Origin of the sequence: Anatilimnocola aggregata, from assembly GCF_007747655.1 — a bacterium.
Classification (GTDB): Bacteria; Planctomycetota; Planctomycetia; order Pirellulales; family Pirellulaceae; genus Anatilimnocola; species Anatilimnocola aggregata.
In genome coordinates, this window is sequence record NZ_CP036274.1 from 3,454,299 (window position 1) to 3,479,546 (window position 25,248).

A 25,248-nucleotide genomic window follows, 5' to 3' on the forward strand; every position below is an offset into this window, starting at 1 on the left:
CCGAATGCAGAATGGCTGAGTCTGCGAGTGAAAGTTTGCCAAATCGCCGAAGAATGAATGGTCGCTTGCCAGCTGGCTGCATTTTGCAACCAAGCAGGTTCCCGGTGTTCGCAAGGGCTGCCTGATTCAATCTCCAACAAGGTGAACTATTTGCGAACACCAGTCGCAGCTTGTGTTTGGCCAAGAAACGAAGAACGCGCAGGGGCCGAGGGTTACTGCCGCTTGCGCGTTCTGGGAATCAAGTGACAACTATCGCCAGTTTCGACTTTCTGCGACCGGTTTGGCTGAGTCCTGTCGCGTCCCCCATTTATCCATCTGACAGCCGCACTGGTGGCAGGTCCAACCGCCCCACTGGGCTTGCGCGGCCGAAGCGGGAATGCGCAGCGTGGGAAGCGGGGTCTGGCATTCCGGGCAATTCACCCGTTTGAGATTGATCGAGAATATCTTTTGGAACAGTTCTTTGAGCATGCAACGACTCCTAATGGCCCACCTAAATAAAAGCTGACAGGCATACTGCCCATGCTTCGCTAAGCGAGAATTGGAGCCAGTTGTTACAGCCGAATTCTGTTGCCAGCAATCGCTTTCACCGCTTATTCGGGGGCTAACTCAAACTTCCCAGCCGTTGCCTGCAACCGAGGTGATTGCTAAACTAGTTCCCGTTGGTTGTGGTGGCTGTAGCTCAGTTGGTTAGAGCACTAGATTGTGGATCTAGAAGTCGCGGGTTCAAGTCCCGTCAGCCACCCTGATTGCGGGGCCGTTGAATTTGCTTTCACCGGCCCCGTTTTCGTTCTTGAGTCAGGTGCGCGGAGGCCTTGCCTATTGCAGGATTTCGTTCCGCGCTCGGAGCAATAAGCGCTGGACGGTATCGAGCCCGCGAATTTCGTCGAGTTCGCGGCGAATGAGCAGTGGGTCGTCGGTAATCAGGTTCGTAACACCTGCGTCGAGCAGCGGTGCCACCGAATTGGGTTGATTGACCGTCCAGGCATGCACGGCTATTTTTCGTGAATTGGCGCGGTCGACTAGTTGACGCTTGGCCAGGCTCGTCTTGACCATCAAAAAGTCGACATTCAGTTTCTCTGGCGAACCGAGCGAAGTGGCCACGATATACCCGACCGGCAGCTTGGGTTCTAGTTGGCGGGCGAGTTGCAGGCTTTCGTACGACTGCGAACAGATGCGGCAGCGGTCCACCTGCCCCGCTTGTTGAACCTGTTCGATCACGCGCTGGGTGAGTAGCTTCGCATCGCGCGAGTTGTGCGGCTTGAGCTCGATGTTGAGACGAATGTTGTCACCCATGGCCGTCAGAAAATCGGCCAGCGTCGCGATTCGTTCGCCCGCGAAGGCGGGGCTGAACTGCTGGCCAACATCGAACTGTTGAATCTCAGCGAGCGTAGCTTGATCGACTCTGCGCTTGCCGCCGCCCAGGCGGGCCAGATCGATGTCATGCATCACCACCAACTTACCGTCCGCAGTATTCTGGACATCGATCTCGGCCCAATCGGCCTTGTCGATGATTGCCTGCTTGAGTGCGGCAATCGTGTTCTCCGGCGCGTGCGTCGCCCCAGCGCGATGGGCTGTGATTTCGACCTGTTCCGCAACCTGTAAGTCCACGATCGCCAAAAAACTGCCGATCGAAGAAAGTAGTCCTGCCGAGGCTAAAGCGGTGCCCATCAGCCAACCCATCGACAACCGCTGGTGGTCTTCGGCAACCGGTTGATGGACAAGTGCGTCCGGTGGGGCAACGTGGCGATAGAGGGCCAGGATCACGCCCGCGAAGGTGAGGTTCGCCAGGACGCTGATGGTTACCGCGACGATGGCATTGGCGAGCAGAACCAAGCCTGTCGCGAGCACACTGGTTGACATATTCCAACTACTAAAGCGCAGGATTTCTTCAGAAAGAAAATCACTGGCCGAATAGACCGCCAGCACCAGAATCGCTGCGGAGGCAAGCCAGACGCCAAGCATCAGGGCAGCTGGCAATAGTTGGCCGCGCGAGCGCAGGGCGCTCTGGCGCAGCGCAGTTGTGACCGAAACCACGGGTTCTAGGCAGAGAATGGGCACTGCATAGAGCCAGCGGAGAAAAAACCAGGCGACCACCGCGGCATAGCTGCCGGCAAAGACCGCAGCCAGCCCCGCGCCCCACCAGTAAGCGGGCGGCTTCAACACGATCAGGCCGTTCAGATCCTTGCCGCTCCAGAGGAGCCAATAGGTGAGGCCGATGGCGGCAGCAAACGGAATGAGCAAAACCAAATAGACGAGTAGCTGACGCAATCCCAATTGAACGAGGTGCAAAAACAGCCGCGTTGAACTGCGAAACGCTTCCCACCAATGCAGCCTGTCGTTGGCCAGCAGGCGGAGCAGACCGGCAAGTTCCAAATAGGTCGAAGCCAGCAGAATCGTGCCTACTCCGAGGAGCGCGGCCAGCCCTTCGGGCGTGAGCGCAAACGAGAGCATCTCGAAGTTTCCCACCGAAGCGCGTCCCCAGCGACTCAAACCAAAGCGGAGAATGGCGGCGGCCACTGGTGCGAGCAACACCAGGTTCAGCACGCGGAAGGCCAGCGTGAAGGCGAGGGCACAGGCGAATCGATGCCGGCAACGATTCAGGATCCAACTGTACTCGGCCGAAAGCTGCTGCAGGCGGTTCAAAGGTATTCGGTCCAGTTAGCGGGGAGATGTCGGGCAGGACAACTGCTGCCAGCGTACCGACAAATGGCTCGTTCGACGAGAGTATGCGGTTTGGCAACCCCAGCCACGGCCATTGTTCGTAACGGCCGGGCGCGGGAAATTATCAAGCCGAGTGGACTCGATTGCTTACCCAGGAGGATTGTCGTGGAACAACCCGAGAAAGACGAAGCCGAATCTCCGCCCCGCTGTGCATGCCCGGTTTGTGGCGGGCCGTTGATTGAAATTCGCGCGAAGTTGCAATGCGAGCGCTGTCACACCATCTGCGAAACCTGCTGCGAAGGGGGCCGCGGTTAGGGCTTGAGCAGGGCGTCGCGCAGGTCTGCGCGCCAGGCTTTCTTCTCGCGGTCGTAGATGCTGAACTCAGCGCCAAATTCCCAGTAAGCCCAACTGAAGTTGCGGGCTTCAGCTTCGCGGGTGATGGCGGCCGTCCAGAGAACTCGGCTGGCTGCATCGGCCTTGCGGAAGGCACCGAACTCGCCGAGATAGATGGGGCGATTGTTTTCTTTCGCCCAAGCTGCGGTGGAGTCGAACTCTTTGGTGATGGCCTTCATTTCAGCCTCACTGCCGGTCCACTTCTTCCCCAGCCAGCGGTCGGAGTCCTTCACCCAGTGCGCGCCTTGATGCGTGAACTCAAACGGATTGTAGTAGTGAACCGTCACGATCAAGTTCTTATCTTCCGGCAGCTTGAATTTGCTCAGGGCCCACATGCCATTCCAGAAAGGTGGGCCGATGATCACGGGGCGCGTCGGGTTCGTCTCGCGCACTACGCCGAGAAGTGGCGGGATCATCTCGGTCCAGGCGTTGTCCTTGTTCAACTCTTCATGGGGCTCGTTCATCAGTTCGAAATAGAGCCAAGCGCCACGATCTTTGTAGCGCGCGGCAATCTGCTGCCAGATCGCAATCGCCCGCGGTAGTTCTTCCTTTGGGCGGGCGTCGAGTTCGCTGTAATGATGATGGTTGAGGACCACGAGCAGTTTGTTCGCTGCGGCCTGCTCGAGGATCGAATCGACGCGCTCGAAGAACTTGGCGTCGATCGCATAGGGAGCTTCTTTCGCCGCATGCGACGTCCACTTCACCGGCAAGCGCACATGTTGAAAGCCGGCCTGCTTGATGAGCGGAAAAAACTCCGCCTCGATTTTCATCCCCCAATCGCCTTCTTTCGGAGCTTCGAGCGCGTTGCCGAGATTGACGCCGCGACCGAGCGCCTTGTTGGCAGCGAAAATATCCTGAGCCTGCGCGCTCGCGGAAGATAAGATCGCCAGCAACAACAGGCCGCAGCTAGTGGGAGAGAGGGTATTCATGGTTGAAGTCGGGAGAAGAAGGATTGATTGCCGCTGCGAAGATCAAAGCGCACTCTATCGCGAGCTGTAGGGACGGGCAATCGGGTCCGCAATTGGGTAGTGGGATCATTTGAGTGAGTAGTTATGTCACGGGAGTGGAGCAGGCGTAATCTCCCACGCCTCCGGTCTCACCTTCCGGTCGATCTGCTCCAGGGGCCAAAACAACGCAGGCAGAATGACATCGCTATCGATTCGATAGCGGCACAGGTACTCATGTCCCGGAAAATACTCCGTGGCCTTAAAGACCATTCGCCCTTGCGGCACCACCAGCGCCAAATAGCTTCCCACGTACAGCAACGGCAGGAGCAGCAGGACGATGGCTGTGATGAGTGGTGCGCGGCTGGTCTGATTCATCGTCGCACCCGTAGAGCCTGACGCCAAAGCAAAACGACTATGGTCACCAGCAGGCTAATGGCAAAGAGTGCCGCAACTAAGTATTGAACTGTGGCAAGGTAGACTCCTGGTTCTATCGCCCCATTCTACCCGCGCACGAAAAAGCCCCGCTAGAGTTCGCAGTGCTAAGGCGGCTCATGTTGAATCTACTCAAGTTGCACGTTCCAACGGGCAACAAAAATTAGTCGTCAGTTGATTGACAAGTTGTCAGTAAATAGTAATGATATTGTTGTCTGTTTTGGCAACCTGGTCGAAGAAGAAACGCGCCGGCGCGGCGGGGGCGGTGCGCGCCGAGGAAAAGGTAGTAATTCTCGCTGACACCACTTTCGGAAAGCCGCAGCGTGAGCGAGGAAAGCGAACGGGAGCGAGGAAAGCGAACGGGAGGTACGGAAGCCTGTTTCTCTCGTGATTCGTTGGGACGTCGCAGGTTGCATAATTGAACTCGGTAACCGGCACGGTGCAGTGCGGAGGTTTATCAACAAATAGGATGATTTCAGTTGTTACAAGTTGGGCGCAATTCATTGCCACAAAAGGTCTTGAGTGTGATGCACGCAAAAGGGGGGGGTGTTGAAAAACTTAACACCGTTAAGCCACTGAGCGTCGGATGCGCGGCACTTTCCTATGATAAGAGCCATGAAAATACCTACTGCTCGGACTTCGCCGGCCTGGATGTTTTGGATGCTCTGGGCTGCAGCCATTTACAATTTGGCCTGGGGAGCATTGGCTGTACTTTGGCCGCGATTGGCGTTTGATTGGGCCGGGATGGAACCGCCGAACTATCCGAGCTTGTGGCAGTGCATCGGCATGATCGTGGGCGTGTATGGCGTGGGGTATGCCATAGCCGCGTACGATCCCGTGCGGCACTGGCCGATTGTGTTGGTCGGTCTGCTGGGCAAAGTCTTGGGGCCGATCGGTTTTTTGTGGGCTAATCGCCATGGCGAATTGCCGTGGATTGCTGGACTGACGAATGTGACGAACGACTTGATCTGGTGGGTGCCATTTGGCCTCGTACTTTGGCACGCCTGGCAATTCTCGCGGGTGAACCCCTCATGAGTAATCAGGAAGTCGCTCAGCAGCTGGCACCGATCGTCCGTCGCGTGTTGCAGGATTATCTGCTGCCGCTGGATGGTTTTCATGGCGTGAGTCACTGGGCCCGGGTGCTGGAGAATGGTCTTCGCCTGGCCGAGGAAACCGGTGCGAACGCGCGAGTGGTGAGTCTGTTCGCAGTGCTGCACGACTCGCAGCGCGAAAACGAAGGGCATGATCCACAGCATGGTCCGCGGGCTGCTGAGTTTGCCGCTCAACTGCACGGCCAGTTATTTGAGCTTCCCGCTGCTGAGTTCGCACTGCTCTATCGCGCCTGCTACGATCACACCCACGCGCTGACGCACCCCGAGATCACGGTGCAAACGTGTTTTGATGCTGACCGGCTCGATTTGGGCCGAGTCAATATTACGCCCCATGTCAGCCGACTATGTACCGACGTGGCCAAACGGCCCGCAGTTCTGAAGTGGGCCGACGATCGCGCGGGCAGTCGAACCGTGCCTGAATTCGTGCAACAAAGTTGGGGGTTGGAGGTCGATTGCTGAGATTGCCACTGCTACTTGGCAACGATGAAGCCTGCGTCTGTCCAGGCAGCAGCACTTTCGTAAATGCCATCGACACCGTTGATGAGCGTCAGCTGTTTGGCGTCTGCTGGCAGGGGCAATTCAATCAACTCGGCAGGGCGCAGCGAGTTCATTTTTGGTCGTTCCCACAGCACCTTGCCATCGACCATGACGCGCAACGCGCCCGACGTGTGATAGCAACTCCCCACGACAGCGACAAACTTACGATACTCGGGCTTGAGTTCGAAGGTGAGTTGGGAATTGCGAACCATCCCATAACCACCGGTACGAACCTGGCCCAGAAAGCGAATGGGCTGTGCATCTTTGCCGCGATAGGGCATCAAATCTCGAAAGGCATAGCGATTGTGTGGGAGCGAGCTATGAGCCAAGGTTGCTTCCGTCAATTTGACATCGACCTTTGGCAATTCACCACTAGCGGGCAAATTGCCAATTGCCGAGCGGAGCGAACAATCTTGCCAGACAAGTTTTACCTCGCGTGAGCCCGCGCTCAGAGTTAGGTCGAGAGTGACTTCGCGACCGCGAAACTCTTGCAAGTCCCACCAGTAGGCCAGTGTGTCGGACATGAGTTCTTCGCGCATGTCGCTAAATCGGTTGTTGCGGCGAATCCAGGGCTGGACATATTTCTCGTGGCGCGTGGCCATCGCTTCGCGATCTTCACTCGTCAACCACTCCACCACCTGGTCGTTCACTCTCAATTCCAGTTGCTGTTCGGTTGGATTGCGCGAAACAGCGGTCACCATTTCCAGCACATCGCCCAGTGACGTAATTTTGGCCGTTCGACGCAACTGCAATTTGGTGTTCGCGGGAATCGAAAGAACCGCTTCCCAGCGATCGGCTGCTTCGCTCCAACGCTCGCCCACGGAGACTCGGGACCAGTCTTCACTTTGTTGCTGCCAAACGTTCAGGCCAGGCAGGCTTTGGGCGACTGCTTCTGGTCGACGCAAGTACTGCGGATCTATTTCGACGAGAGGGGCGAGCCAACAAACAGCATCACGAATATCGAGTGGATCGGCACCGGCAGGTCGCTCGTCGTGCGCGTCGTCCGTAATCAGGACGATGTTGGCCAGCGATTGCACATTCACCGCACCGGTCGATTTTGGGCCGTCACTTCCCTGCAAGATGCCACTATCCCAGAGCGTGGTTCCTGGCTGGCGTGCGCTTGCATCCCATTCGGCAATGCGACAACGAACGCAACCACCATTGCCGGCACTGCGGTCGAGACCGACGGTCGTCGACAGCGATGCAGCACCTGCGGGCAACTTAAATACGATCTGGCTGATCGAATGAGTTGCCAGACCTAAATCAGACTCCAGTCTGCCAGAAGCAGCCATTGGCCCCGTGTGCGAACGGTTTCTGAGCCAGGTTTGGGGCTTACCAATCAACCGTTGGTTGACGTGCGTTTCTGCAGGGAGCAACGAGAGCGGAATCTCGCTGGATTGGCGATAACCAATCCAGGCAATCTCGCTCTCGGGGATTGCGATGGGGTGTGAACTCCAGGCCGGCTGTACGTAGTACATCACCTCGACCGTGGAACCTTTCCGCGAGCGAATGCGCTCCACCTCTCGCGAAACTCGAGCCCCGGTAAGTACGGCACCACTGTTAATGGCAAGACGCATGATCGCTGGTCCGGTCATGCTCCCTGCGCCCAAGCTATCTTCGACCACGGCTGCCAATTGATCGACCTGCGGAAAAACGACATCGGCCAGATCCGTGAACTCAGCTTGCACGATGCCGTCATCGGTCAAGATCGACAGTCCGTACTCTTGCCAGCGAATGCTGCTTCCTTTGAGCTCGCGGCCATCGAGCAGCACCACCGTGCCGGGTTCTGGTGCCGGGCGTCGCTGTCTCGATTCCTGCCCGATGATTCGCTGCACGCGATCGGTTCGTACGCTGACGCCAGTGCCATCGACGGGCATCAGAGGCGAATCAAGTTGCAAGCGGACTTGCTGCAATTGACCTTGGCGGCCATCGGTTGCGACCAACTGCCGTGGCAAGCCAGTGATCACATCGCCATTGGCCATGATCACGAGCGGCACTCGCAGTTCGATCTTGGCCTCGTGATCGCGAATCAGCCGCACCGGGTTGTCTTTGGCGAAGAGATCACGCCGACCCAACTTCGAATTTGTGCTGCTGCCAGTGATCGGCCAGGCCTCTAAGTCATTCGCTGCCACGTGTTCGCCACTGCGAAAATGCAACGAGAACCGAGCGCTCTCCCCTTTCTCGGCAGCTGCTGTCTCGGTAGCGGATAGTCCAGCGCTAACGAGCAAAACAAGCAGCGCGGCGCAAAGCAACCGATTGAACGAACCAATAGGCATTGGTCAGCATCCATGACGAGACGGAAATCGATCTAGGAAGGGGCAGGAGAGGTAGGTGAATTCTAACTGAAGCCTGCGGGAATTGCTGCGGGAAAAGGGGGGCAAATCTGATGAGCGGCTAGCCCTTGGGAATGCTGTTGCAGATCTCTCGAAGCAGCGGTTGTGTCCCGTGTTGCTCTGCCCATCCTTCAATGTAGGGCCAATCGAGGCTAACTTCGCTGACTCGCCGTAGGGAACGTTCGCGGCGATCAAAGCATCAATGACGCTTCGGACGTAGGGATGATAGTCCATGCGTTGGGTTCAATCGCTTTCAGCCGGTCAAGTTGCGCTCGCAAACGATATTCGATCTGCTCTTCACTCTCGTTGGGAAACCGAGCCCGCAGACCAACTCGAGCCCATTCGCAGGCATCCGCAAACAGCTTAAGCCCGTCGAACATCTTCTCTTCCATCGGCGTTCGACGCGCGCGCTCGATCCGCTCGCGATAGATATCGTCGATCAGTTCTTGGCTAGGCTTCATACCTCTGATTCTTAGCTGACAGCGCGCAATGTACAAGCGCAACCAACGAAAGAATCTGGTCGCGGTTTCGATGCGGGTGAGGCTGTGTCGACTGCCCGTAAGCCCTTGCTGAAATTAAAGTTGCGCCGGTTTTTGGCAGGCGTCACTATGCTTAGACCAAAACTGGGCCGGCTTTCCAATTGCTCTCGCTCCGAACCTTCGCGCCACCGGCTGCAACAACTACACTGGCGGATTCGATTTTCAGCGACCGCTGGATCGATGCACCGAACAACGACAGCCGGCAGCTCTTTGGGCGTAACTCGCTGCCGCCAACCATATTTCGATCGTACCAGAGACGGGGAGGTTCCTTTGCTGCGGACTCATACTTGCGGGCAATTGCGGGCAGAACATGTTGGTCAACAAGTCACCCTGTGTGGTTGGGTCGACACCGCCCGCGACCACGGTGGCACTCTGTTCATCGACCTGCGCGACCGCTACGGCAAGACCCAGGTCGTCTTTGCTCCCGAAGGTGGAGCGGCCCAGCTTGAAGATTCTCGCAAGATTCGCGGCGAGGATGTGATCAAGGTCGTCGGCACCGTGGCGAAGCGGCCGGAAGGAACGATCAATCAAAAGATCGGCACCGGCGAAATTGAAATCCGCGTCACCTCGCTCGAATTGCTGAACAAGTCGAACAACGCCCCGTTCAATCCTACGCAGGCCGATCTGCCCGGCGAAGACCTGCGTCTGAAGTATCGTTATCTGGACCTCCGCCGTCCCGAGATGCAACGCACGCTCAAGCTGCGGAACGACATCATTCTCGAGATGCGAAATTACTTCGCCGACAACGATTTTCTCGATGTCGAAACGCCCATCCTGGGTCGCAGTACACCCGAAGGAGCCCGCGACTACTTGGTTCCCAGCCGCGTCCATAACGGGCAATTCTACGCGCTGCCGCAATCGCCGCAGTTGTACAAGCAGATTCTCATGGTCGCCGGCTACGACCGCTATGTGCAGGTCGCCCGCTGCTTCCGCGACGAAGACCTGCGGGCCGATCGCCAGCCTGAGTTCACGCAGCTTGACTTGGAAATGTCGTTCGTCACGCATCACGACGTCATCAACATGATCGACGGGTTGATGAAGCGGATGGCGAAGAAGTTCCTCGGCATGGATCTGCAACTGCCGCTGCCGCACATGACTTGGGACGAAGCCATGGAACGCTTCGGCCACGACGCGCCCGACCTGCGTTACGGCTGCGAACTGATCGACTGCACCGACCTCGCCGCCAAGAGCGACTTCCGCGTCTTCAAAGAAACGGCTGAAGCGGGCAAGAAGGTTCGCGGCATCAATGCTCCGGGGGGCGCTGCGTTCTACTCGCGCAAACTGATCGACGAGCTCACCGAGTTCGTCAAGCAGTTCGAAGCAAAAGGACTCGCTTGGTTCCGCGTCGAGCCAGACGGCAAACTCTGGTCGCCGATTAGCAAGAATTTCACCGAAGAGCAACTCGCTGGTTTCGCTCAACGCATGCAAGGCAAGCCCGGCGACCTGTTGTTCTTTGTCGCCGACACGTGGGCCATCAGCTGCAAGGCCTTGCACAACCTGCGCAAGAAGGTGGGCGTCGATCTCAAGTTGTACGACCCGAAGAGCTACAGCTTTTCGTGGATCGTTGAGTTCCCAATGTTCGAATACGACGCCGAAGAGAAGCGGTGGAACAGCATGCACCATCCCTTCACCGCGCCTCGTCCGCAAGACATTCCGATGCTTGAAACCGACCCCGGCAAAGCCCGCGCGGTCGCTTACGACCTGGTCATCAACGGCAGCGAAGCGGGCGGCGGCACGATTCGTATCCACGATAGCGCCACGCAGAGCAAAGTCTTCGGGCTGCTCGGCATCGATGCCGAAACGGCCAAGAACCGCTTTGGCTTCCTACTCGACGCGCTGCAAATGGGCGCGCCACCCCACGGCGGCATCGCCCTCGGCATCGACCGCGTCGTCATGCTCTTCGGCCAACTCGACAGTATTCGCGAAGTGATTGCTTTCCCCAAAACCCAGAAGGCCACCGACTTGATGACCGAAGCGCCAAACCTGGTCGACAACAAGCAACTGCGCGAGTTGGGGATTCGAATTGCGACGAATGACACGAAATAAGTACTCAAGGTGCGATCAACAAAATCCTAGCCCGACGGGCTAGGCTTCACTGCATCGGAAAGGACCACGGATGACGGCCAGTTCCGCATCGCCTCTGGTGGTCTACGTTGACGTGGATGACACGCTCATTCGCACAGCCGGCTCCAAACGCATACCTGTTAGCGGCGTCGCTCAGCACGTTATCGCTTTGGCACGTCAAGGAGCAATTTTGTATTGCTGGAGTTCGGGTGGCGCGGACTATTCTCGCGAAGTGGCCACGGAACTCGGCATCGAAAGTTGTTTTGCTGGATTCTTGCCGAAACCGAATGTCATTCTCGACGATCAGCAAGTTGAGAAATGGCGGCGGACCATGCAGATTCATCCGGGTGCGTGCGGTTCGAAAACGATCGAAGCGTATTGGGACTCAGTTCATAATGTGCCGCGACAATCCTGACGAGTGAAGCAGCGATGCAATGATCGCCAGTGATATTGCACCATGATCAACCCTTACGAGTCACCGGTCGCAACGAACCAGAAAATTTCCACGCCAGGCTTAGCCGTTCTGCGAGGCGTGTTCTTTTGCCTGAACTCTTTGGTAGCGGCACTCTTCATTACCGCTGGCCTAAGTGCCCCCTTTCAGGACGAGTGGACCCTGGGGACCATCTTTTCAGTCCTATTCGTAGGACCGATTTTGGCCTACGAGATTGGTGAATGCTTGGCGTACTTCGGCGGATCCAAGTCCGCTGAGCGCGTAATCGGAGGCTTTAACCTCGGCGGCGCGGTGGTTACTGCCTTCGGTATTGTTGCCAATCTCGTGGAACTCCTCTTCAAAGAACCATCGCGACTTGCTGAAGACTGGCCGTTCATCTTGGTGTTTGTGTCTGTTGGCTCGGCGATTGTGATCTACTTCGCAATCTGCGGCTACCTGCGAGTGAAGTGGTCCAACCCTTCGTGAAACCGGTCGTTAGGGCCTGTGCCCAGATTCGTTCTAAATGATTCAGGAGCGGGAGTCGCGCTAAAGCACTGCATGGTCGAGATGACAAGCGTCTTCCGGGGCGTCCTCGATTTGACATATAATGATGAGAGTCCTGCGCATTTGCAACGGAACTACCAAATGTCCACCGCCTCAACCAATTCTCTGATTTCGCCGATCATTCCGGCGTTTGAGCATGTGCCGCCGTTGCAATCGGGCGATCGACTTACGCGCGATGAGTTTGAGCGGCGTTATCGGGCGATGCCCAGGAACACAAAGGCTGAGCTAGTCGAAGGAATCGTCTACATCATGACTCCGCCAGTTTCTGCCGACGGGCATGGAGTTCCGCACTTCGAGTTCATCACGTGGCTAGGTGCCTATCGGTGGAGTACGCCAGGCACACAGGGTGGCGATAATGCGTCGGTGCGCCTAGACGCGAAGAATGAGCCGCAGCCCGATGTGTACCTGCGCGTTCTGCCAAGTCACGGCGGTCAGTCACGGACAAGCGACGACAAGTTTATCGAAGGTGCGCCGGAATTGGTGACCGAGATCGCTGCTTCCAGCGTCAGTTACGACCTGCACGAGAAACTCGAAGTTTACCGGCGCAACGGCGTGCAAGAATATATCGTCTGGCGCACCTGGGAACGAGCCATTGATTGGTTCAAACTCGTCGATGGTAAGTTTGTGCGGCAAATGCCCGGTGCAGATGGCATTCTAAGGAGCGCTGCCTTTCCAGGCCTTTGGCTCGAGGTAAACGCGATGCTTAACGGAGATCAAGCGCGCGTCGAATCCGTACTACGCCAAGGTCTTGCATCGCCAGAGCATCAACTGTTCGTGCAGCGATTGGCCGATCAGGCTCGCGAGAAGTAAAGCCTACCGAACTACTTTCTCGATTGCAGCGTGCGGACTACGATGCTTCGGCGTCAAAAATATCTCGTTTGTGTGAGGTGATCTGATGTCAGCCGATCTGGCAACTCTCGTATCCAACAGCCTGCGAACGTTGCTCTCAGAAACGATGCTGCGGGCCGATAAGCAGGCCGCTTACATCATCAATCAAGGCGAGCCTGGCCTGGTCGATACGCTCAAGTTTCTGTCGGCGAAGAAAGCGTCGACGTCGCCGCGCGCTGGAGGTAAGCCGATCGTCTCCCACGCCAATCATGTGCTCTATGGTCTGGATATAGTCAACCGCGCGATGCGTGGTGACCAAACGGCCTTTGCCCATGCTGATTGGAATGTCGCTTGGAAGTTAGTGCAAGTAAGTGACTCTGAGTGGGCAGAACTCATCGACAAGTTGGAACGGACAGCCAATGACGTCATTGACATCGTGACCACGAATCAGCAGTGGGACGAAATCAGTTTCACCGGCTGCTTTGCCAGTGCGGGGCACGCGGCCTATCACCTGGGCGCCATTCGCCAGATGCTGCGAGACTTAGAACGGGCCGAGTGACTTGCGGCTTTAGGGGGCAGCAGCCCGCTGGGGCAATCTCTAGCGGGCTACCATGCAGTGCGGAAAACCCTCATTGCGAACTGCGGAAGAGATGTGCGCCAGTGACCTATACTTGCGCTGCAACGCCGCACAAGGCTATGTTCGCCGTCGACTTGGCCCCCTAGTTTGCTCTAAATCCAAAGAACCAGTGAGTCTCACATGAAGCGTTCTCGTTATGCTAGCCAGACGATCCTCGCCTTGTTGATTGGCCTGTTGCTTGCCACTCCAGGCCACACCTGTTCGCGCATTCTGTGGAATAAGAACAAGGTGGCGGTAGTGGTTAGTCGGACAATGGATTGGCCAGAATCGACGCTGCCAATGTTGACCGTGTTTCCTCGCGGCCTGGCTCGCGATGGGGGCCGAGTTGGTGCGGAAGTGGTGGTGAAAGAGAACGCGGCCCAATGGACCTCGAAGTACGGCAGCCTGGTGACAACCATCTATGGGATTGGGGCCGCGGATGGCTTCAACGAAAAGGGGCTCGGCGTTCACATGTTGTATCTGAATGCCTGTGACTTCGGCGCTCGAGACATCAGCCGGCCGGCGGTGCATGCCGGATTGTGGGGCCAATACTTGCTTGACAATGCCGCTAACGTGAACGAAGCGCTAAAGTTGCTGGAGGGTGTTCAAGTGGTTATGGCTGAGGCGCATGGGCACAAGGCTAATGTGCATCTGGCGATTGAAGACGCCAGCGGCGACTCCGCGATTATCGAATATATCGGCGGCAAACCAGTAGTTCACCACGGTCGGCAATACACGCTCATGACCAATGATCCGACGTATGACGAACAACTGGCGCTACTCAAGAAGCAAGACTTCTCGAAGCCCAGCAGCACCATGCCGTTGCCGGGCAACGTCAATCCCGTTGATCGTTTTCAGCGCGCCGCCTACTACTCGGCAATGCTGCCGGAACCAAAGAACGAGCGCGAAGCCGTGGCCAGCGTGCTGGCCATTGCCCGGAATGTATCGGTGCCGTTCGGCGCGCCCTATAAAGGTTTCGGCATCTACAACACTGAATATCGCACCGTGATGAATCTCACGGACCTGCGTTACTTCTTCGAACTAACGACCAGTCCCAACGTGATCTGGGCTGATCTTTCGAAGTTTGATCTGGTGCCAGGTTCAGCCGTAATGACACTGAATCCCGACAGCATTGAGCTTTCGGGAGATGTGACGGCGAAGTTCCAAAAGCTTGAGAAGGCACCATTCTGATTCGAATAGCACAGAGCACCAACGCGGCTTACCGATTCCACATCAGACCGATGACGGGTCCGTGATAGACGACTTCGCCACGGTCGTCGAGTTGTGCCGGGCCAGCGCGAAGAATCGTGTTGTCGCGCTGAATGTTGTCTGCGGAAAGGGCAATGCCGTTGAGGAAGACGGCCTGATAGCCGAGTCGCAGCACCAGACCCGGGCGGAATTGGATGTTGTACACCGCAGCGATATCACCCATCCACGAGGTTCGTTGTTGCTCGCGAGCGGTTGGAAAGACCGTGACAACATTGCCAGCGTCGGTATTGGTGTAGAGCGAGGTTTGGCTGGCGTTGTTGTTGAACATTGCCCCCTTGGCGTCGAACTCGAGCCAAACGTGTGAACTTTGGAGCCAGGCAATTTGAAAGCCAATTTGTCCGCCCCACATGTCGTTGTCAGTAGCGACGTTCAGGTCGTTCGCGATGGTACCGGTTGATTCCGAGCGGAAAGCCAGTCGCTCGCGGGCGACAACATGCCGAGCACCAAGGGTGAGCGAGACGTCGAATGGGCCTGGTGGTACGTCAATCCAATAGCGAAGGTTTACTTCCTGGCTATTAAACGTGGCGAACTGGCCGAGCGAGACAAGGTCGTTGTCGTCCAACCCAGGTGCGTCAGCGAAATTGGAAAGGATGGTGTTCAAGTCACCTACGGCGCTGCGGATTGCCGCCGTGTCGTCCCATGAGTAGGAACCGAAATAGGTTCCTTCGATCCGGAGGCACGGCGAGTAGGTATAGCCAATGGTCGTCCTCGCTCCGGCATCAAATTCGTAACCAATATCGCCAGTGCTGAGCGCTGTGGCGCCGGCAGCACCGATGCGGGCAATCTCGACGTTGTGATTCGGGTCGTAGGTGAGCGGCGCGAAGTCGGCGATGGCGTAGATGCCATTCGGACGGTGGGCGACAAAATTCTCCACGCAGGAGTTGCTCGGCGGCGGACAGCCTTGGCTGCCATCCAGGCACGACTGACAATCTCCTTGGGCATAAGGCACGAAGGGATCGAACTGCCAGATCAGCGGATGCGGCCGGCAATTCGACCAGCGGGCCCAATTGGGAAAATCGAAATAAGGCTGCGCCACGGGCCGCCCTTCGTACTGGGCAACTGCGGCTGAACTCATGACCAATGGCAGCACAATTGCAGCCAGAGCCACGATCAATCGCAAGGCTTGAGGACGAGATGCAAGCATGATGGCAATTCCGCTTCGTTCGATACCTGCGGCACAATCCGTACAGGTGATACCCACAGAATTGGTTCGACCATCACAGGCGGAATCCCCAGCAACATTGCTGCTTGAGGGAGAGTCCACTTGGCTTCCCTATCTTCCGCGGTCTGATTGCTAGCGGTGAAGTCGACAACTACGATTCGGGAACGAAAGAGACGCGGGCGAAAACTTCCGCCAGCGATAGAGAAATCCCAAGCTCCGGAAGTTCAATTTGCTGATCGAGCCCGCTGATAAATAATCCGTCGATCAAAGCCTGTTTCGGTTCGAGTGTAGAGCACCACATCCGGGCTATCTTGTTCCACGAGCAAGTAATATTGCAGCGAAGGAATCGTCAGGTAGGCATCGCGTTTTTCGCCATCATCCAAGCGGCGTGTCGTTGGCGATAGCACTTCGGCAATAAATACGGGACGGTCTTGGAAGTAATCACTACCGGGGTTTTGTTCGCAAATTACGGATGCGTCGGGATAGTAGAAGCGGGTGTCGCGCTTGTTGCGAATCCGAACTTTTGTTTCAGCCGAGTGAGCTTCGCAAGGGCCTTTGCTTCCCAGAGCGGAATCGAGTGAGCGGAAGACATTGCGTACGATTCGGGCGTGGTTATTCGTGCCGCCGGTCATCGCGTAGACTCTGCCCGCGACGTACTCTCTGCGCACCAGAGAATCGATCTCGGTGACGAGATAATCCTCCGGGGAAACGAGCGTGAGTTTGAGTGCTGCCGTCATTTCCATAGCATAAACCGGCTGGCAAGAACCGCAACTCAGCAGTCTTTCATTTCTGCATTCTGCCTTCTAACTTCTGCCTTACCATTACTCCGTCAGCAGGATTCTACCTTCCGCATCGTCGCGGCGTTCCCATTCGCGGCGGACTTCACCTAGGCCGAAGGCGCACATTTCAAAGCGGGTGCTGAGTTGTTGCAGAACCTGGTCGGGAGTGTCTTCGGTGCGATCGGTCTTAATCGTGCTGGCGATGTAGTAAGCCTTCTTCCCATGCGAGCAGTAGTCGATGAAGAAGTCTTTCTTCTCGACGGAGCGCAGTTCGCGCAGTGACTCGGGATAGACGCCGGTCCAGAAGAGGGTCACGTCGCCGATGTGCCGATGAACTTCGCGCTTGGCAAGCCCGATGCGGTTCTCGGCTTCGGACAGCATGTCCACCACTTCGACCGCGGGGCGACCAGACAGGTTGCGAACCCGGTGCATCGTCTCGGTGCGTACAAACCGCAGCAGCATTTCGCTGAGGTAGTCGATCAGCGGCGGGTCAACGACGCCGAGGCGAGTCTGAAAGATATACTCGCAGAGTCCAGAAAAATAGCGTTCGATTGTCGAGGGGCGAGCGAAGTCCGTCATGTTGAAACACCTTTCCCGCAGAGTGAAAGTCCGACCCAAGCTGTCGCTGGGACGGCCACTCGCGTGGCGGAAAGGTGTGGAACGATCGCCCGGTTTCGTTCCAGACGCCACGTGGGGTCGTCGGTAGCCGCTCAGGCAGCTGATGAAACCTATCTTCCTAACTCTACTTTCGGCACTTCAGAAAGGTCAAGCTCGATTTATTTCGCGTGAACAGGGCGATTTTCGGAAATGCCGTTATTCCTAGTGCTTGCAAGCAGCGTGCCGCGACTTAAGCGAGTGCGGCAAGTAGAGTAGACACGTATTCGCCCACTTCCTTCAAAACCTCGCCGCGAGGGCGAGTTGCGGCTTCCGCCACCCGGCGCACAATTGCCGAGCCGACGATGAGCCCGTCCGAAACCGGCGCGAGCAACTTCACGTGCTCGGGCTGGCTGATGCCGAAGCCAATGCAGATCGGCAGCTTGGTCTGCGATTTGAGCCAGCCGACGTTCTCGACCAAGTCAGGCGGCAGTTGAGTCCGCTCGCCGGTGATCCCCGCGATCGAGACGTAGTACAAGAATCCCGTGCTGGAATTCGCGATTCGCAGGGCCCGTTCGCGCGGTGTCGTAGGAGTGACCAATTCGATCAAGTTGAAATCCGCTGCTTTGCAAATCGCCGAGAACCTGTCGGCCTCTTCGACGAGCAAATCGGGCACTATGGCCCCGCACACGCCGGCAGCTTTGGCATCGGCGACAAACTTTTCCGGTCCATAGCGGTGAATGATCGCAAAGCTGACCATGGTCACGATTGGCATCTTCACTTCGCTGGAGACTTTGCCGAGCATCGCCAGGATCTGCTGCACCTTGATCTTGTGCGCTAAGGCCCGGGTATACGAAGCCTGAATCACCGGCCCATCGGCGATTGGATCGCTATAGGGAATGCCCACTTCGCACATAGTGCAGCCGCGGCGGTCGAGTTCGCGAATCACATCGGCCGTAAATTGCAGGTCGGGATCGCCGGCCGTCACGAACGGCATGAGCGCCTTCTTGCCCGAAGTGCGAAGCTGCGAAAAGAGATCGTCGATTTTGGTCATGAGCAGGTGAGTTCTAAGCGGCTGGATGTACAGGTGGTTCGCGGCGTGGCCTTGGGGAAGCGAGGTTACTACCCTCGCAGCCGGGCAATTTCCGCTGCGTCTTTGTCGCCACGGCCGGAGAGGCAGACGACCAGCGTTTGATCGGGCTTCATCGTGGCCGCATGCTTCATGGCGAAGGCAATGGCGTGCGAGCTTTCAAGCGCGGGAAGAATGCCTTCGCACTGGGCGAGGGCATCGAAGCCGCGGAGGGCATCGTCGTCTTCGCAGGCGGTGTAGGTCACGCGGCCCGCGTCTTTCCAATAGCTGTGTTCGGGGCCCACGCCAGGATAGTCGAGTCCCGCCGAGATTGAGTGAACATCGCAGGTTTGGCCATCTTCGTCCTGCATCACATAGCTAAAGCTGCCGTGCAGAATGCCTGGCGAACCGTAACTCAGCGGCGAGGCATGATCGCCAGGACGCGAACTGCGACCGCCAGCCTCCACACCAATCAGCTTGACGGTCGAGTCACCGACGAATGGATAGAACATGCCCGCAGCATTGCTGCCCCCGCCCACGCAGGCGACGACGCAATCGGGCAAGCGACCTAGCCGCTCAAGCGACTGAACTCGCGTTTCGCGGCCAATCACCGACTGAAAGTCGCGGACGATACGAGGAAAAGGGTGCGGTCCGACGACCGAGCCGAGAATATAGTGCGTCGTATCGACCGACGACATCCAGTCCCGCATCGCTTCGTTAATCGCGTCCCGTAGCGTGCGTGAACCGCTCGTCACCGGGCGAACTTCAGCCCCGAGCAACTTCATGCTGTTTACGTTCGGGGCCTGGCGGCGAATATCCTCTTCGCCCATGTAAACAACGCAGGGAATGCCAAAGTGAGCACAGGCGGTCGCAGTGGCGACACCATGCTGGCCGGCCCCGGTTTCGGCGATCACCCGTTTCTTTTTCATCCGCATGGTCAGCAGCGCCTGGCCGAGCGTGTTGTTGATCTTGTGAGCACCGGTGTGATTCAAATCCTCGCGCTTGAGCCAAATCTGGGCACCTTTGCAGCGCTGCGTCAGTCGCTTCGCAAAATAGAGCGGCGAAGGTCGTCCCACGAAGTTCTTGAACAGGTCGTCAAGCTCCGCTTGAAACGCTGGGTCTTGCTGGGCCTTGGCATACTCGGCCGTCAGTTCATCCAGGGCCCGAGTCAGCGTTTCGGGAACATAGCGGCCGCCGAACGAGCCAAAGCGGCCCGCGGCATCGGGAACTGACTGGAGTGGAGAAACAGTGCTCATGAGCTGGAACTACGGATGACGTGGCGGAAGCAAACAATCAATTGTCGTTACGCGGTGGCGCGGTGACAAGGTGAGGGGTGGGAAGTGTTGGCAGGAAGAACGAGACGTTGCAGTCTAAAAAGTTCGGAAGGTCGGTGGGTGTTCTCCCATTTCGACCCACAGTCGGCGCACTCGAACGAGTTGTGAGCGGTTCATTCGCAGCAATTCAATCTTGGCTCGGCCACAGGGCGTCAAGGCTAAGATTTCAGCAGAGTCGACACTCCAACCGAAGTGATCTTCCCAACGGTCTCGCTGAGGATGAAACGGTTTTACCGCCGCCCGGCTTTGCGGATCTTCCGCCATCAAACGATCGGCCTTGTAGCGATTGCAAGTGGGGCAGGCGAAACAAAGATTCTCGAACTTGGTTAGTCCGCCCGCTGCGCGAGGTTCAATGTGTTCGATTTCGAAGATCGAGACAGTCAAATCTTCGGCCGATCGGCAATAAGCGCAGCACCCGCCATAGTGTTCGCGAATTTGCCTACGCATTTCCAACGGAACATAGCCGCTCAAGATTAGTGCGTCCCAGTTGCTTGTTGGCGGAGCGTGAAGCGAGCTCGTGTTTTCAGAATGTTAAGCTGGTCGACTCTCGCCAAGAGGAAGTCCAGTTCGAGTAGCTCGTCAGGTGATAGTCGACCTTCGCTGTTTCCACTCAGCAAACCATTCAGACGGGTCTGCGCGCTGGGTGCGAGCAAGCCATCTGCCAGCGCGGCAAGTTCTGCATCACTTAGGCCCTTCAGCATTTCACCTGAGTCAACCATTTGGCACGTTATCCGGAGGAACTCGTTTATCCAACCAATAGTTTATCATATGTCTCGCGGTATTTCCGCAGCGACTAGCTGGCATGGTCTTTGTGGGCGGAAAAGTCGCTTTCCTGTCGTAGTCTGATTTCCACATGCTTAATACCGCCTTTTCCGACCGCCGTCTCCTGACCTCTGACCTCCTTGAGTCGGGAAGGAGACCAAGCGGTAGAATGAAACGTAACTCGCCAAGCACTTCCAACAATCGAACGCCACCCCAATGCCCGAATTGCCTGAAGTCGAAACGATGCGTCGCGGGATATTGGGGATTGTCGGTGCCAAGGTCCGGGGCGCTGCTGCCCTCCCCTCCCCTCGCAAGCCGATTCGCATGGAACCGGCGGCCAACGAATTAGCTGAGGCAATAAAAGGAAAAAAGGTTCAGGCCATTGATCGATTGGGAAAGCGAGTGGTCGTCAGATTGAGCGGCGACGTGTCGCTGGTGTTCGAACCACGGATGACTGGACTGGTGCTGGTGGCTGATCCGCCGTCGCAGGAGCATCTGCGATTTCGGCTCGACTTGACCGGCTGCCCGATTCGTTCTGTCTATTACTGGGATCGTCGCGGGCTGGGGAGTGTCCGCCTCGTTGCCAATGACAAGCTGGCGGCTGAATTGATTGGCAATAAGCTGGGGCCTGATGCACTTGTCATCTCGCCCGAGGAATTGCAGCAGCGATTAGGGAGCAGCCAGCGGGCGATCAAGGTGGCGCTCCTCGATCAAAAAGCGGTCGCCGGCGTCGGCAATCTGTATGCGTCCGAAATCCTGCATCTTGCCGGCATTCATCCGGCCAAAGCGTGCCGAAATCTGAAAGTGGAGGATTGGCAAGAAGTCCATCGCCGGCTGCTTGAGGTGCTGCACTTGGCGATCGAGCACGAAGGCTCGACCCTGTCTGACGGGACCTATCGCAATGCTTTGAATAAAGCGGGCGGATACCAAAATCAGCATCGCGTCTACGACCGCGCTGGCGAACCGTGCGTTCAATGCAGCACGCAGACCATCATCCGCATCGTACAGGCCCAGCGAGCGACTTTCTTCTGCCCCGTTTGTCAGCCTCAGAAGCGAAAGCTGACGATCAATCCGAATGCACTGGTGAAATCGCGAAAGCCCAAGCGCTCGTAGGCCCAGTGCTGGCATCATCTGCTGTCGGGGGGAAATTGCTCTGGCAGCGTACTGACAAATCCAGCTAATATCCCGCGACTTAGGGAACACTCGCAAACCGCTTCGGCGGAGGGTCGATTATGTCGCAATTAGCAACCGCAACGTCTGCCGATTTAACACTTTCGTACCGACTTCCCTACTGGCAAAAAGCATACTTGCCGATTCTCCGCGGGCCGCTCACCGGCAGCCGTTGGTTGCCGGCTAGTGGCGGGAAAATTGTCCGACTGTTTTGCGGAACGTATGAAAAGACGCAGTCGAAATTGTTTCAAGAACTGATCGAAGACGACGCTGTCGTCTTCGATATCGGCGCGAATGTTGGCTACTACACGCTCCTGTCGGCCAGGCTCGCCTCGAAAGGGCATGTGGTGGCCTTTGAACCCGAACCACGGAATATCGCCTTCCTGCGGGCCAATGTTGCAGCCAATCGCTGCCGGAACGTTTCAATCCACGAGTTAGCCGTGGCTGCTGAAGCGGGCTTCGCGAACTTTCAGATGGGCACCGGCACTGGCACCGGCAAACTGTCGAATGAGGGTTCGCTGCGCGTGCCGATGATCAGCTTGGATGAGTTTGTCGACCAGCAGCAAATGCGGCCGACTCACATGAAGATCGATGTTGAAGGTGCCGAGGTAGATGTCCTCCGCGGTGGCCGTGAGACATTGATCAATTGCCGCCCGACGATCTTTCTCTCAACTCACGGCCGCAAAGTTCACGCCGCCTGCTGCGAATTCCTGCGTGAGTTGAATTACGACCTCCGCTGCATGGACGGTGGCGACCTGGCCGAAGCTGACTCGGTTCTTTGTACGCGCTAGTGCCCCCTTCGATGGTTCTGCTAGGGAGCCCGATTCAGCGGACGAACAGCCGATCCATGAAGCTGTTCCTCAAGTTTCAGTGTCCTGGCGGTCAAATAATCGTTCTCGATGCCACGGTTCTTTGCTTCGTGCTCAGCGGCAATCCGGTGGCGGTGCTCCAGCAAGAGCAAGATGAGCAGCGAAACTGCCAAGGTCAGCCAGATTAAGTCGCGAAGCGAGAACTTCATGAATGACTCGTTCCGGCTGGACGCCAACGATCTAAATCATGTTCATCCGGCTGCGGCTGCGGCGTTTGGCCTGAGTGCATTCCTGGCAGATGCCGCTGATGATGAGGCGGTGGCCGGTGACGCGGAACTGGTGCTGCTTGCCTAGATCGTCGCGCATCTGAAGCAACTCGGGGCTGGTGAACTCCAGCAGCTTGTTGCACTCGGTGCAATGAAAGTGATCATGCTGTGGATAGCCATAGTCGTGCTCGTACACGGCCCGCCCGTTGAGATTGAAGCGGCGGAGGAGTCCCGCATCGACGAACTCGTTGAGCGTGCGATAGACGGTTGGCCGGCTAACGTGGTTGGGGTCGCCCGAGGGGGGCAACTGCTCAATCAGTTGGTCGGCGTCGAAGTGCTCGTGCCGGCTGAAAACATGATCGACCAGCGACAGCCGCTGCTGAGTAACCCGCATCCCTTTGCTTTGCAGAAACTCGACAAAGCGGTCGCGCGGAGAGAGGGCAACGGGGACGCGTTCGAGCGATTCTGAGTTCGACATAAAGCACTTGCGGCGAAGAGAGCTGAGAACAGTCTATTGAGACTGGTCGCTGGCAGTGCTTTGAAGTTTCTTTGCGAAAATCCCCATCAGCTGCCGGGCGTAGTCTCAATAAGTGATTCTACGGTGCAGCGGGCGAATGGGGAAGAAGGGCAATCGAAATGCAGAATGCTGATCGAAGAACGCAGAATGTTCGGAAAGTCGCGAAATGCAGTTTATTCTGCACTCTGCCTTCTCACTTCTGCATTTCCCCCTTAGCCGATTTCATCCAGCAGACGACTGAGGGCGGCGTCGAGCTTCGCGTCGGTGTCATACGTGCCCGAAGCGATTTGGGCGCGGATGCTGTTCACCTTGTCCTGACGAACATCGGGCAGGTCGTGAACCTGGCTGATGAGGTCGGCTTCTGGAGAGATGTCCAACTGATCGACTCCCGACACTCCCCGGCTTTGCGGTGCCTGCGCTGCCAAGGGGCGATGCGGGGCACTCAGGGGCTGAGCGGTGTGAATTTGCGAACTACCATAAATATACATGACGGAATCTCCCTCCACACGTGCTGGCCTGTCCCGATTGGGTCGATGAGCTGAGCCAGTCACAAAATGTCCTCAATGGAATTTCAGAAGCGTGGGAGAACGAACCGCAGTCCGAACCGGACGAACAACCGCTGGGGCACCCGAACGGATGCAGCAGTAGCAAATTGCAAGTAACCCGGCACGAAAGACTAAAGGCTGTTTCCCAATCTACGTCGTACAAAAATCAGCAGGCGTCGCGCTTCCGTGTCGGGGGTTTGTTCCGTGTCAGGCGATGAGACTTGGCGAACGCTAGCACGTTTGACACCCCAGAGTTATCGGCAAGGACGCGAGTCCCCTTCGATCTTTGTTTCGCGAACCTCCTGTAGCGAATTTAAGCATCCTGAACGGCTGTAAGGACTGTGCCAGCAAGGTCTAACGCTGGGTCGTCCCGAGGGCGGTGTTGCTTTTTGGCAACCTGCCTCGGCCGCATGAACAGTACTACGCCAACCAGTCGCTGCCGGTTCGGACTGGGTCGACATTTCTGCGTTTCCAGCGAATTCCCGCACGTAGCCCGACCGGCAATATCTTGCGCAGTCTATCGGGGTCGGGAAATCTCAACAAGATCGAACCTGCCGCGATGCTAGCGTCCAGCCGAATAACGCTTGCGGGGCGTCCAAGCTTGTTTCCAGCGCCACAGTTTCAAAGCCAACCCGCGAATGAACAGCGGCGGTCTAGGGTGGATCGGGAGCTTGAAAAGAGGCATCTCCGAGTACAGAGAATCAATGGCAGCGGGGGGGCAGAGATTGCCGCGGACCAGCCTTTGATTCGCGTCGGCTCGCAACGAGCAGGGAATGCGCTGATCGTGCAAATGAGGCTCGTTTACGGCGACGTAGTAGCCACCTGCCGAGAGCAAGTGTTGCCGAATTAGCCGGTGGTGCCGAGAAAACACTTCCGGATTCGTGAGGTGGTGCACAAAGACATGCGGTAACCAGCGGCTGGCTACCAGCGAGGCAACCAGGTAACAACTTCCTTCCGAACTTTCGATCCACAGGTGCCGGCACTCGATCCCCTGATGATCTCGGTACAGCTGAAATTCAGTTGGCGTTAATTTAGCCTCGGCTAATTCAGGTTGGGAAGTCAACTCAATGACATCGGCAGTAGCCCGACCCCGAGGCATTTTTGGAAGCAACCGAATCGTGCGATCGAGTTTCGAAAAGCCTAACCGCTCGGAGATGGCGACCACTTCGCCCGAGGCGGAGAGGTCTGTGACGACGTGGTCCTTTAATGCCAGGATCGGCCGCATGAGCAGCAGGCTGGCGGCTCGATGGGCGGGCTGAACGTACCAATTGTGCAGATTGCAAAACCGGACGTCTTGCCCGTTGATGAGCCTGCGACTGAACAGCGCGCCGAGCACGCCGACCGGGCGACCTTGATCTCGCAAGACATAGCCAAAATGGTCTTCGTCGTGCCAACCACGCGGTTCAAAGGCGCGTCGACATTTTGCTTCGGGCATCTGCGGGTCGAACTCACGCAGCAGCGTGTCGAACACTTCCGGGAACATCGCGGCGGTGAGTTTTTCGATGGCTGGCATGGT

At 57.1% G+C, this 25,248-nt stretch carries 27 protein-coding genes and 1 tRNA gene; 11 read left to right on the forward strand and 17 right to left on the reverse strand.

What is annotated here, in order from left to right:
* Window positions 1-249 precede the first annotated feature (249 nt).
* Complete coding sequence (locus ETAA8_RS13120) at window positions 250-468, reverse strand: hypothetical protein (RefSeq protein WP_145088636.1); 219 nt, start codon at window positions 466-468, stop codon at window positions 250-252.
* A gap of 200 nt (window positions 469-668) precedes the next feature.
* Here ETAA8_RS13120 and ETAA8_RS13125 point away from each other — a divergent pair.
* Window positions 669-742, forward strand: a tRNA-His gene (locus ETAA8_RS13125).
* A gap of 74 nt (window positions 743-816) precedes the next feature.
* Here ETAA8_RS13125 and ETAA8_RS13130 read toward each other — a convergent pair.
* The 3 genes from ETAA8_RS13130 to ETAA8_RS13140 all read right to left on the reverse strand — a co-directional run bounded on the left by ETAA8_RS13130 (window position 817) and on the right by ETAA8_RS13140 (window position 4,376).
* Complete coding sequence (locus ETAA8_RS13130) at window positions 817-2,643, reverse strand: glycerophosphodiester phosphodiesterase family protein (protein ID WP_145088638.1); 1,827 nt, start codon at window positions 2,641-2,643, stop codon at window positions 817-819.
* Between the two features lie 329 nt (window positions 2,644-2,972).
* Window positions 2,973-3,983 carry a glycoside hydrolase family 5 protein gene (locus tag ETAA8_RS13135; RefSeq protein ID WP_145088640.1) on the reverse strand — a complete coding sequence of 337 codons (1,011 nt, stop codon included), beginning with the start codon at window positions 3,981-3,983 and terminating at the stop codon, window positions 2,973-2,975.
* A 126-nt stretch (window positions 3,984-4,109) separates the two neighbouring features.
* The gene (locus ETAA8_RS13140; RefSeq protein WP_145088642.1) at window positions 4,110-4,376 is read right to left on the reverse strand and encodes a hypothetical protein; all 267 of its coding nucleotides are present in this window, start codon (window positions 4,374-4,376) and stop codon (window positions 4,110-4,112) included.
* A 672-nt stretch (window positions 4,377-5,048) separates the two neighbouring features.
* On the opposite strand from ETAA8_RS13140, the gene ETAA8_RS13145 reads away from it, so the two are divergent.
* On the forward strand, window positions 5,049-5,468 hold the full coding sequence (locus tag ETAA8_RS13145; RefSeq protein ID WP_202921806.1) for a hypothetical protein: 420 nt from the start codon (window positions 5,049-5,051) through the stop codon (window positions 5,466-5,468).
* On the forward strand, window positions 5,465-6,004 hold the full coding sequence (locus tag ETAA8_RS13150) for an HD domain-containing protein (protein ID WP_145088644.1): 540 nt from the start codon (window positions 5,465-5,467) through the stop codon (window positions 6,002-6,004). The genes ETAA8_RS13145 and ETAA8_RS13150 overlap by 4 nt, the downstream gene beginning before the upstream one ends.
* An 11-nt stretch (window positions 6,005-6,015) precedes the next feature.
* Here ETAA8_RS13150 and ETAA8_RS13155 read toward each other — a convergent pair whose 3' ends face one another.
* Both ETAA8_RS13155 and ETAA8_RS13160 read right to left on the reverse strand, forming a co-directional pair.
* Window positions 6,016-8,358 (reverse strand): NPCBM/NEW2 domain-containing protein, encoded by a 2,343-nt coding sequence (locus ETAA8_RS13155; protein ID WP_145088646.1) that lies wholly within the window; start codon window positions 8,356-8,358, stop codon window positions 6,016-6,018.
* Between the two features lie 248 nt (window positions 8,359-8,606).
* A complete protein-coding gene (locus tag ETAA8_RS13160; RefSeq protein WP_145088648.1) occupies window positions 8,607-8,876 on the reverse strand; it encodes a hypothetical protein in 270 nt (89 codons plus the stop codon).
* A gap of 348 nt (window positions 8,877-9,224) precedes the next feature.
* On the opposite strand from ETAA8_RS13160, the gene aspS reads away from it, so the two are divergent.
* The 6 genes from aspS to ETAA8_RS13190 all read left to right on the forward strand — a co-directional run bounded on the left by aspS (window position 9,225) and on the right by ETAA8_RS13190 (window position 14,647).
* Window positions 9,225-11,000: an aspartate--tRNA ligase gene (aspS, locus tag ETAA8_RS13165; RefSeq protein WP_145088651.1), complete on the forward strand. Its 1,776-nt coding sequence runs from the start codon at window positions 9,225-9,227 to the stop codon at window positions 10,998-11,000.
* 70 nt (window positions 11,001-11,070) lie between these two features.
* Window positions 11,071-11,433 (forward strand): hypothetical protein, encoded by a 363-nt coding sequence (locus ETAA8_RS13170; protein ID WP_145088653.1) that lies wholly within the window; start codon window positions 11,071-11,073, stop codon window positions 11,431-11,433.
* Between the two features lie 42 nt (window positions 11,434-11,475).
* Window positions 11,476-11,934, forward strand: coding sequence for a hypothetical protein (locus ETAA8_RS13175; protein WP_145088655.1), 459 nt, complete (start codon window positions 11,476-11,478; stop codon window positions 11,932-11,934).
* A 159-nt stretch (window positions 11,935-12,093) separates the two neighbouring features.
* On the forward strand, window positions 12,094-12,822 hold the full coding sequence (locus ETAA8_RS13180) for a Uma2 family endonuclease (RefSeq protein WP_145088657.1): 729 nt from the start codon (window positions 12,094-12,096) through the stop codon (window positions 12,820-12,822).
* An 85-nt stretch (window positions 12,823-12,907) separates the two neighbouring features.
* The gene (locus ETAA8_RS13185; protein ID WP_145088659.1) at window positions 12,908-13,399 is read left to right on the forward strand and encodes a hypothetical protein; all 492 of its coding nucleotides are present in this window, start codon (window positions 12,908-12,910) and stop codon (window positions 13,397-13,399) included.
* A 198-nt stretch (window positions 13,400-13,597) separates the two neighbouring features.
* Window positions 13,598-14,647, forward strand: a complete 1,050-nt coding sequence (locus ETAA8_RS13190; RefSeq protein ID WP_145088661.1) for a linear amide C-N hydrolase — start codon at window positions 13,598-13,600, stop codon at window positions 14,645-14,647.
* A 28-nt stretch (window positions 14,648-14,675) separates the two neighbouring features.
* Here ETAA8_RS13190 and ETAA8_RS13195 read toward each other — a convergent pair whose 3' ends face one another.
* From ETAA8_RS13195 to ETAA8_RS13225, 7 genes are all read right to left on the reverse strand, one after another.
* Entirely contained in the window at window positions 14,676-15,869 is a 1,194-nt protein-coding gene (locus tag ETAA8_RS13195; RefSeq protein WP_145088663.1) for a hypothetical protein, read from the reverse strand.
* A gap of 242 nt (window positions 15,870-16,111) precedes the next feature.
* Window positions 16,112-16,624 carry a Uma2 family endonuclease gene (locus tag ETAA8_RS13200; protein WP_238397750.1) on the reverse strand — a complete coding sequence of 171 codons (513 nt, stop codon included), beginning with the start codon at window positions 16,622-16,624 and terminating at the stop codon, window positions 16,112-16,114.
* 84 nt (window positions 16,625-16,708) lie between these two features.
* Entirely contained in the window at window positions 16,709-17,245 is a 537-nt protein-coding gene (locus ETAA8_RS13205) for a hypothetical protein (RefSeq protein WP_145088667.1), read from the reverse strand.
* Window positions 17,246-17,513: 268 nt separating this feature from the next.
* Window positions 17,514-18,314 carry a tryptophan synthase subunit alpha gene (gene trpA / locus ETAA8_RS13210; protein ID WP_145088669.1) on the reverse strand — a complete coding sequence of 267 codons (801 nt, stop codon included), beginning with the start codon at window positions 18,312-18,314 and terminating at the stop codon, window positions 17,514-17,516.
* Between the two features lie 68 nt (window positions 18,315-18,382).
* Window positions 18,383-19,585 (reverse strand): tryptophan synthase subunit beta, encoded by a 1,203-nt coding sequence (gene trpB / locus ETAA8_RS13215; protein ID WP_145088671.1) that lies wholly within the window; start codon window positions 19,583-19,585, stop codon window positions 18,383-18,385.
* A 114-nt stretch (window positions 19,586-19,699) separates the two neighbouring features.
* Window positions 19,700-20,110 carry an HNH endonuclease gene (locus tag ETAA8_RS13220; protein WP_202921808.1) on the reverse strand — a complete coding sequence of 137 codons (411 nt, stop codon included), beginning with the start codon at window positions 20,108-20,110 and terminating at the stop codon, window positions 19,700-19,702.
* 26 nt (window positions 20,111-20,136) lie between these two features.
* The gene (locus ETAA8_RS13225; RefSeq protein ID WP_145088675.1) at window positions 20,137-20,382 is read right to left on the reverse strand and encodes a hypothetical protein; all 246 of its coding nucleotides are present in this window, start codon (window positions 20,380-20,382) and stop codon (window positions 20,137-20,139) included.
* 259 nt (window positions 20,383-20,641) lie between these two features.
* Between ETAA8_RS13225 and mutM the strand changes: the two genes are divergently transcribed.
* Together mutM and ETAA8_RS13235 are read left to right on the forward strand one after the other, a co-directional pair.
* Window positions 20,642-21,538, forward strand: coding sequence for a bifunctional DNA-formamidopyrimidine glycosylase/DNA-(apurinic or apyrimidinic site) lyase (gene mutM / locus ETAA8_RS13230; protein WP_145088677.1), 897 nt, complete (start codon window positions 20,642-20,644; stop codon window positions 21,536-21,538).
* Between the two features lie 119 nt (window positions 21,539-21,657).
* On the forward strand, window positions 21,658-22,386 hold the full coding sequence (locus tag ETAA8_RS13235; protein WP_145088679.1) for an FkbM family methyltransferase: 729 nt from the start codon (window positions 21,658-21,660) through the stop codon (window positions 22,384-22,386).
* Window positions 22,387-22,406: 20 nt separating this feature from the next.
* Here ETAA8_RS13235 and ETAA8_RS13240 read toward each other — a convergent pair whose 3' ends face one another.
* The 4 genes from ETAA8_RS13240 to ETAA8_RS13255 all read right to left on the reverse strand — a co-directional run bounded on the left by ETAA8_RS13240 (window position 22,407) and on the right by ETAA8_RS13255 (window position 25,245).
* A complete protein-coding gene (locus ETAA8_RS13240) occupies window positions 22,407-22,613 on the reverse strand; it encodes a hypothetical protein (protein WP_145088681.1) in 207 nt (68 codons plus the stop codon).
* Window positions 22,614-22,644: 31 nt separating this feature from the next.
* Complete coding sequence (locus ETAA8_RS13245; protein ID WP_145088683.1) at window positions 22,645-23,148, reverse strand: Fur family transcriptional regulator; 504 nt, start codon at window positions 23,146-23,148, stop codon at window positions 22,645-22,647.
* Between the two features lie 251 nt (window positions 23,149-23,399).
* The gene (locus tag ETAA8_RS13250; protein WP_145088685.1) at window positions 23,400-23,675 is read right to left on the reverse strand and encodes a flagellar biosynthesis anti-sigma factor FlgM; all 276 of its coding nucleotides are present in this window, start codon (window positions 23,673-23,675) and stop codon (window positions 23,400-23,402) included.
* 619 nt (window positions 23,676-24,294) lie between these two features.
* Window positions 24,295-25,245, reverse strand: a complete 951-nt coding sequence (locus ETAA8_RS13255) for a hypothetical protein (RefSeq protein ID WP_145088687.1) — start codon at window positions 25,243-25,245, stop codon at window positions 24,295-24,297.
* Window positions 25,246-25,248 lie beyond the last annotated feature (3 nt).

What these genes read in the sequence shown, in the direction of transcription:
- ETAA8_RS13120 (WP_145088636.1), bottom strand. Translation starts at nt 468, where the DNA reads ATGCTCAAAGAACTGTTCCAAAAGATATTCTCGATCAATCTCAAACGG.
- ETAA8_RS13135 (WP_145088640.1), bottom strand. Translation starts at nt 3,983, where the DNA reads ATGAATACCCTCTCTCCCACTAGCTGCGGCCTGTTGTTGCTGGCGATC.
- ETAA8_RS13140 (WP_145088642.1), bottom strand. Translation starts at nt 4,376, where the DNA reads ATGAATCAGACCAGCCGCGCACCACTCATCACAGCCATCGTCCTGCTG.
- ETAA8_RS13145 (WP_202921806.1), top strand. Translation starts at nt 5,049, where the DNA reads ATGAAAATACCTACTGCTCGGACTTCGCCGGCCTGGATGTTTTGGATG.
- ETAA8_RS13150 (WP_145088644.1), top strand. Translation starts at nt 5,465, where the DNA reads ATGAGTAATCAGGAAGTCGCTCAGCAGCTGGCACCGATCGTCCGTCGC.
- ETAA8_RS13155 (WP_145088646.1), bottom strand. Translation starts at nt 8,358, where the DNA reads ATGCCTATTGGTTCGTTCAATCGGTTGCTTTGCGCCGCGCTGCTTGTT.
- ETAA8_RS13160 (WP_145088648.1), bottom strand. Translation starts at nt 8,876, where the DNA reads ATGAAGCCTAGCCAAGAACTGATCGACGATATCTATCGCGAGCGGATC.
- ETAA8_RS13170 (WP_145088653.1), top strand. Translation starts at nt 11,071, where the DNA reads ATGACGGCCAGTTCCGCATCGCCTCTGGTGGTCTACGTTGACGTGGAT.
- ETAA8_RS13175 (WP_145088655.1), top strand. Translation starts at nt 11,476, where the DNA reads ATGATCAACCCTTACGAGTCACCGGTCGCAACGAACCAGAAAATTTCC.
- ETAA8_RS13180 (WP_145088657.1), top strand. Translation starts at nt 12,094, where the DNA reads ATGTCCACCGCCTCAACCAATTCTCTGATTTCGCCGATCATTCCGGCG.
- ETAA8_RS13185 (WP_145088659.1), top strand. Translation starts at nt 12,908, where the DNA reads ATGTCAGCCGATCTGGCAACTCTCGTATCCAACAGCCTGCGAACGTTG.
- ETAA8_RS13190 (WP_145088661.1), top strand. Translation starts at nt 13,598, where the DNA reads ATGAAGCGTTCTCGTTATGCTAGCCAGACGATCCTCGCCTTGTTGATT.
- ETAA8_RS13195 (WP_145088663.1), bottom strand. Translation starts at nt 15,869, where the DNA reads ATGCTTGCATCTCGTCCTCAAGCCTTGCGATTGATCGTGGCTCTGGCT.
- ETAA8_RS13200 (WP_238397750.1), bottom strand. Translation starts at nt 16,624, where the DNA reads ATGACGGCAGCACTCAAACTCACGCTCGTTTCCCCGGAGGATTATCTC.
- ETAA8_RS13205 (WP_145088667.1), bottom strand. Translation starts at nt 17,245, where the DNA reads ATGACGGACTTCGCTCGCCCCTCGACAATCGAACGCTATTTTTCTGGA.
- trpA (WP_145088669.1), bottom strand. Translation starts at nt 18,314, where the DNA reads ATGACCAAAATCGACGATCTCTTTTCGCAGCTTCGCACTTCGGGCAAG.
- trpB (WP_145088671.1), bottom strand. Translation starts at nt 19,585, where the DNA reads ATGAGCACTGTTTCTCCACTCCAGTCAGTTCCCGATGCCGCGGGCCGC.
- ETAA8_RS13220 (WP_202921808.1), bottom strand. Translation starts at nt 20,110, where the DNA reads ATGCGTAGGCAAATTCGCGAACACTATGGCGGGTGCTGCGCTTATTGC.
- ETAA8_RS13225 (WP_145088675.1), bottom strand. Translation starts at nt 20,382, where the DNA reads ATGGTTGACTCAGGTGAAATGCTGAAGGGCCTAAGTGATGCAGAACTT.
- mutM (WP_145088677.1), top strand. Translation starts at nt 20,642, where the DNA reads ATGCCCGAATTGCCTGAAGTCGAAACGATGCGTCGCGGGATATTGGGG.
- ETAA8_RS13235 (WP_145088679.1), top strand. Translation starts at nt 21,658, where the DNA reads ATGTCGCAATTAGCAACCGCAACGTCTGCCGATTTAACACTTTCGTAC.
- ETAA8_RS13240 (WP_145088681.1), bottom strand. Translation starts at nt 22,613, where the DNA reads ATGAAGTTCTCGCTTCGCGACTTAATCTGGCTGACCTTGGCAGTTTCG.
- ETAA8_RS13245 (WP_145088683.1), bottom strand. Translation starts at nt 23,148, where the DNA reads ATGTCGAACTCAGAATCGCTCGAACGCGTCCCCGTTGCCCTCTCTCCG.
- ETAA8_RS13250 (WP_145088685.1), bottom strand. Translation starts at nt 23,675, where the DNA reads ATGTATATTTATGGTAGTTCGCAAATTCACACCGCTCAGCCCCTGAGT.
- ETAA8_RS13255 (WP_145088687.1), bottom strand. Translation starts at nt 25,245, where the DNA reads ATGCCAGCCATCGAAAAACTCACCGCCGCGATGTTCCCGGAAGTGTTC.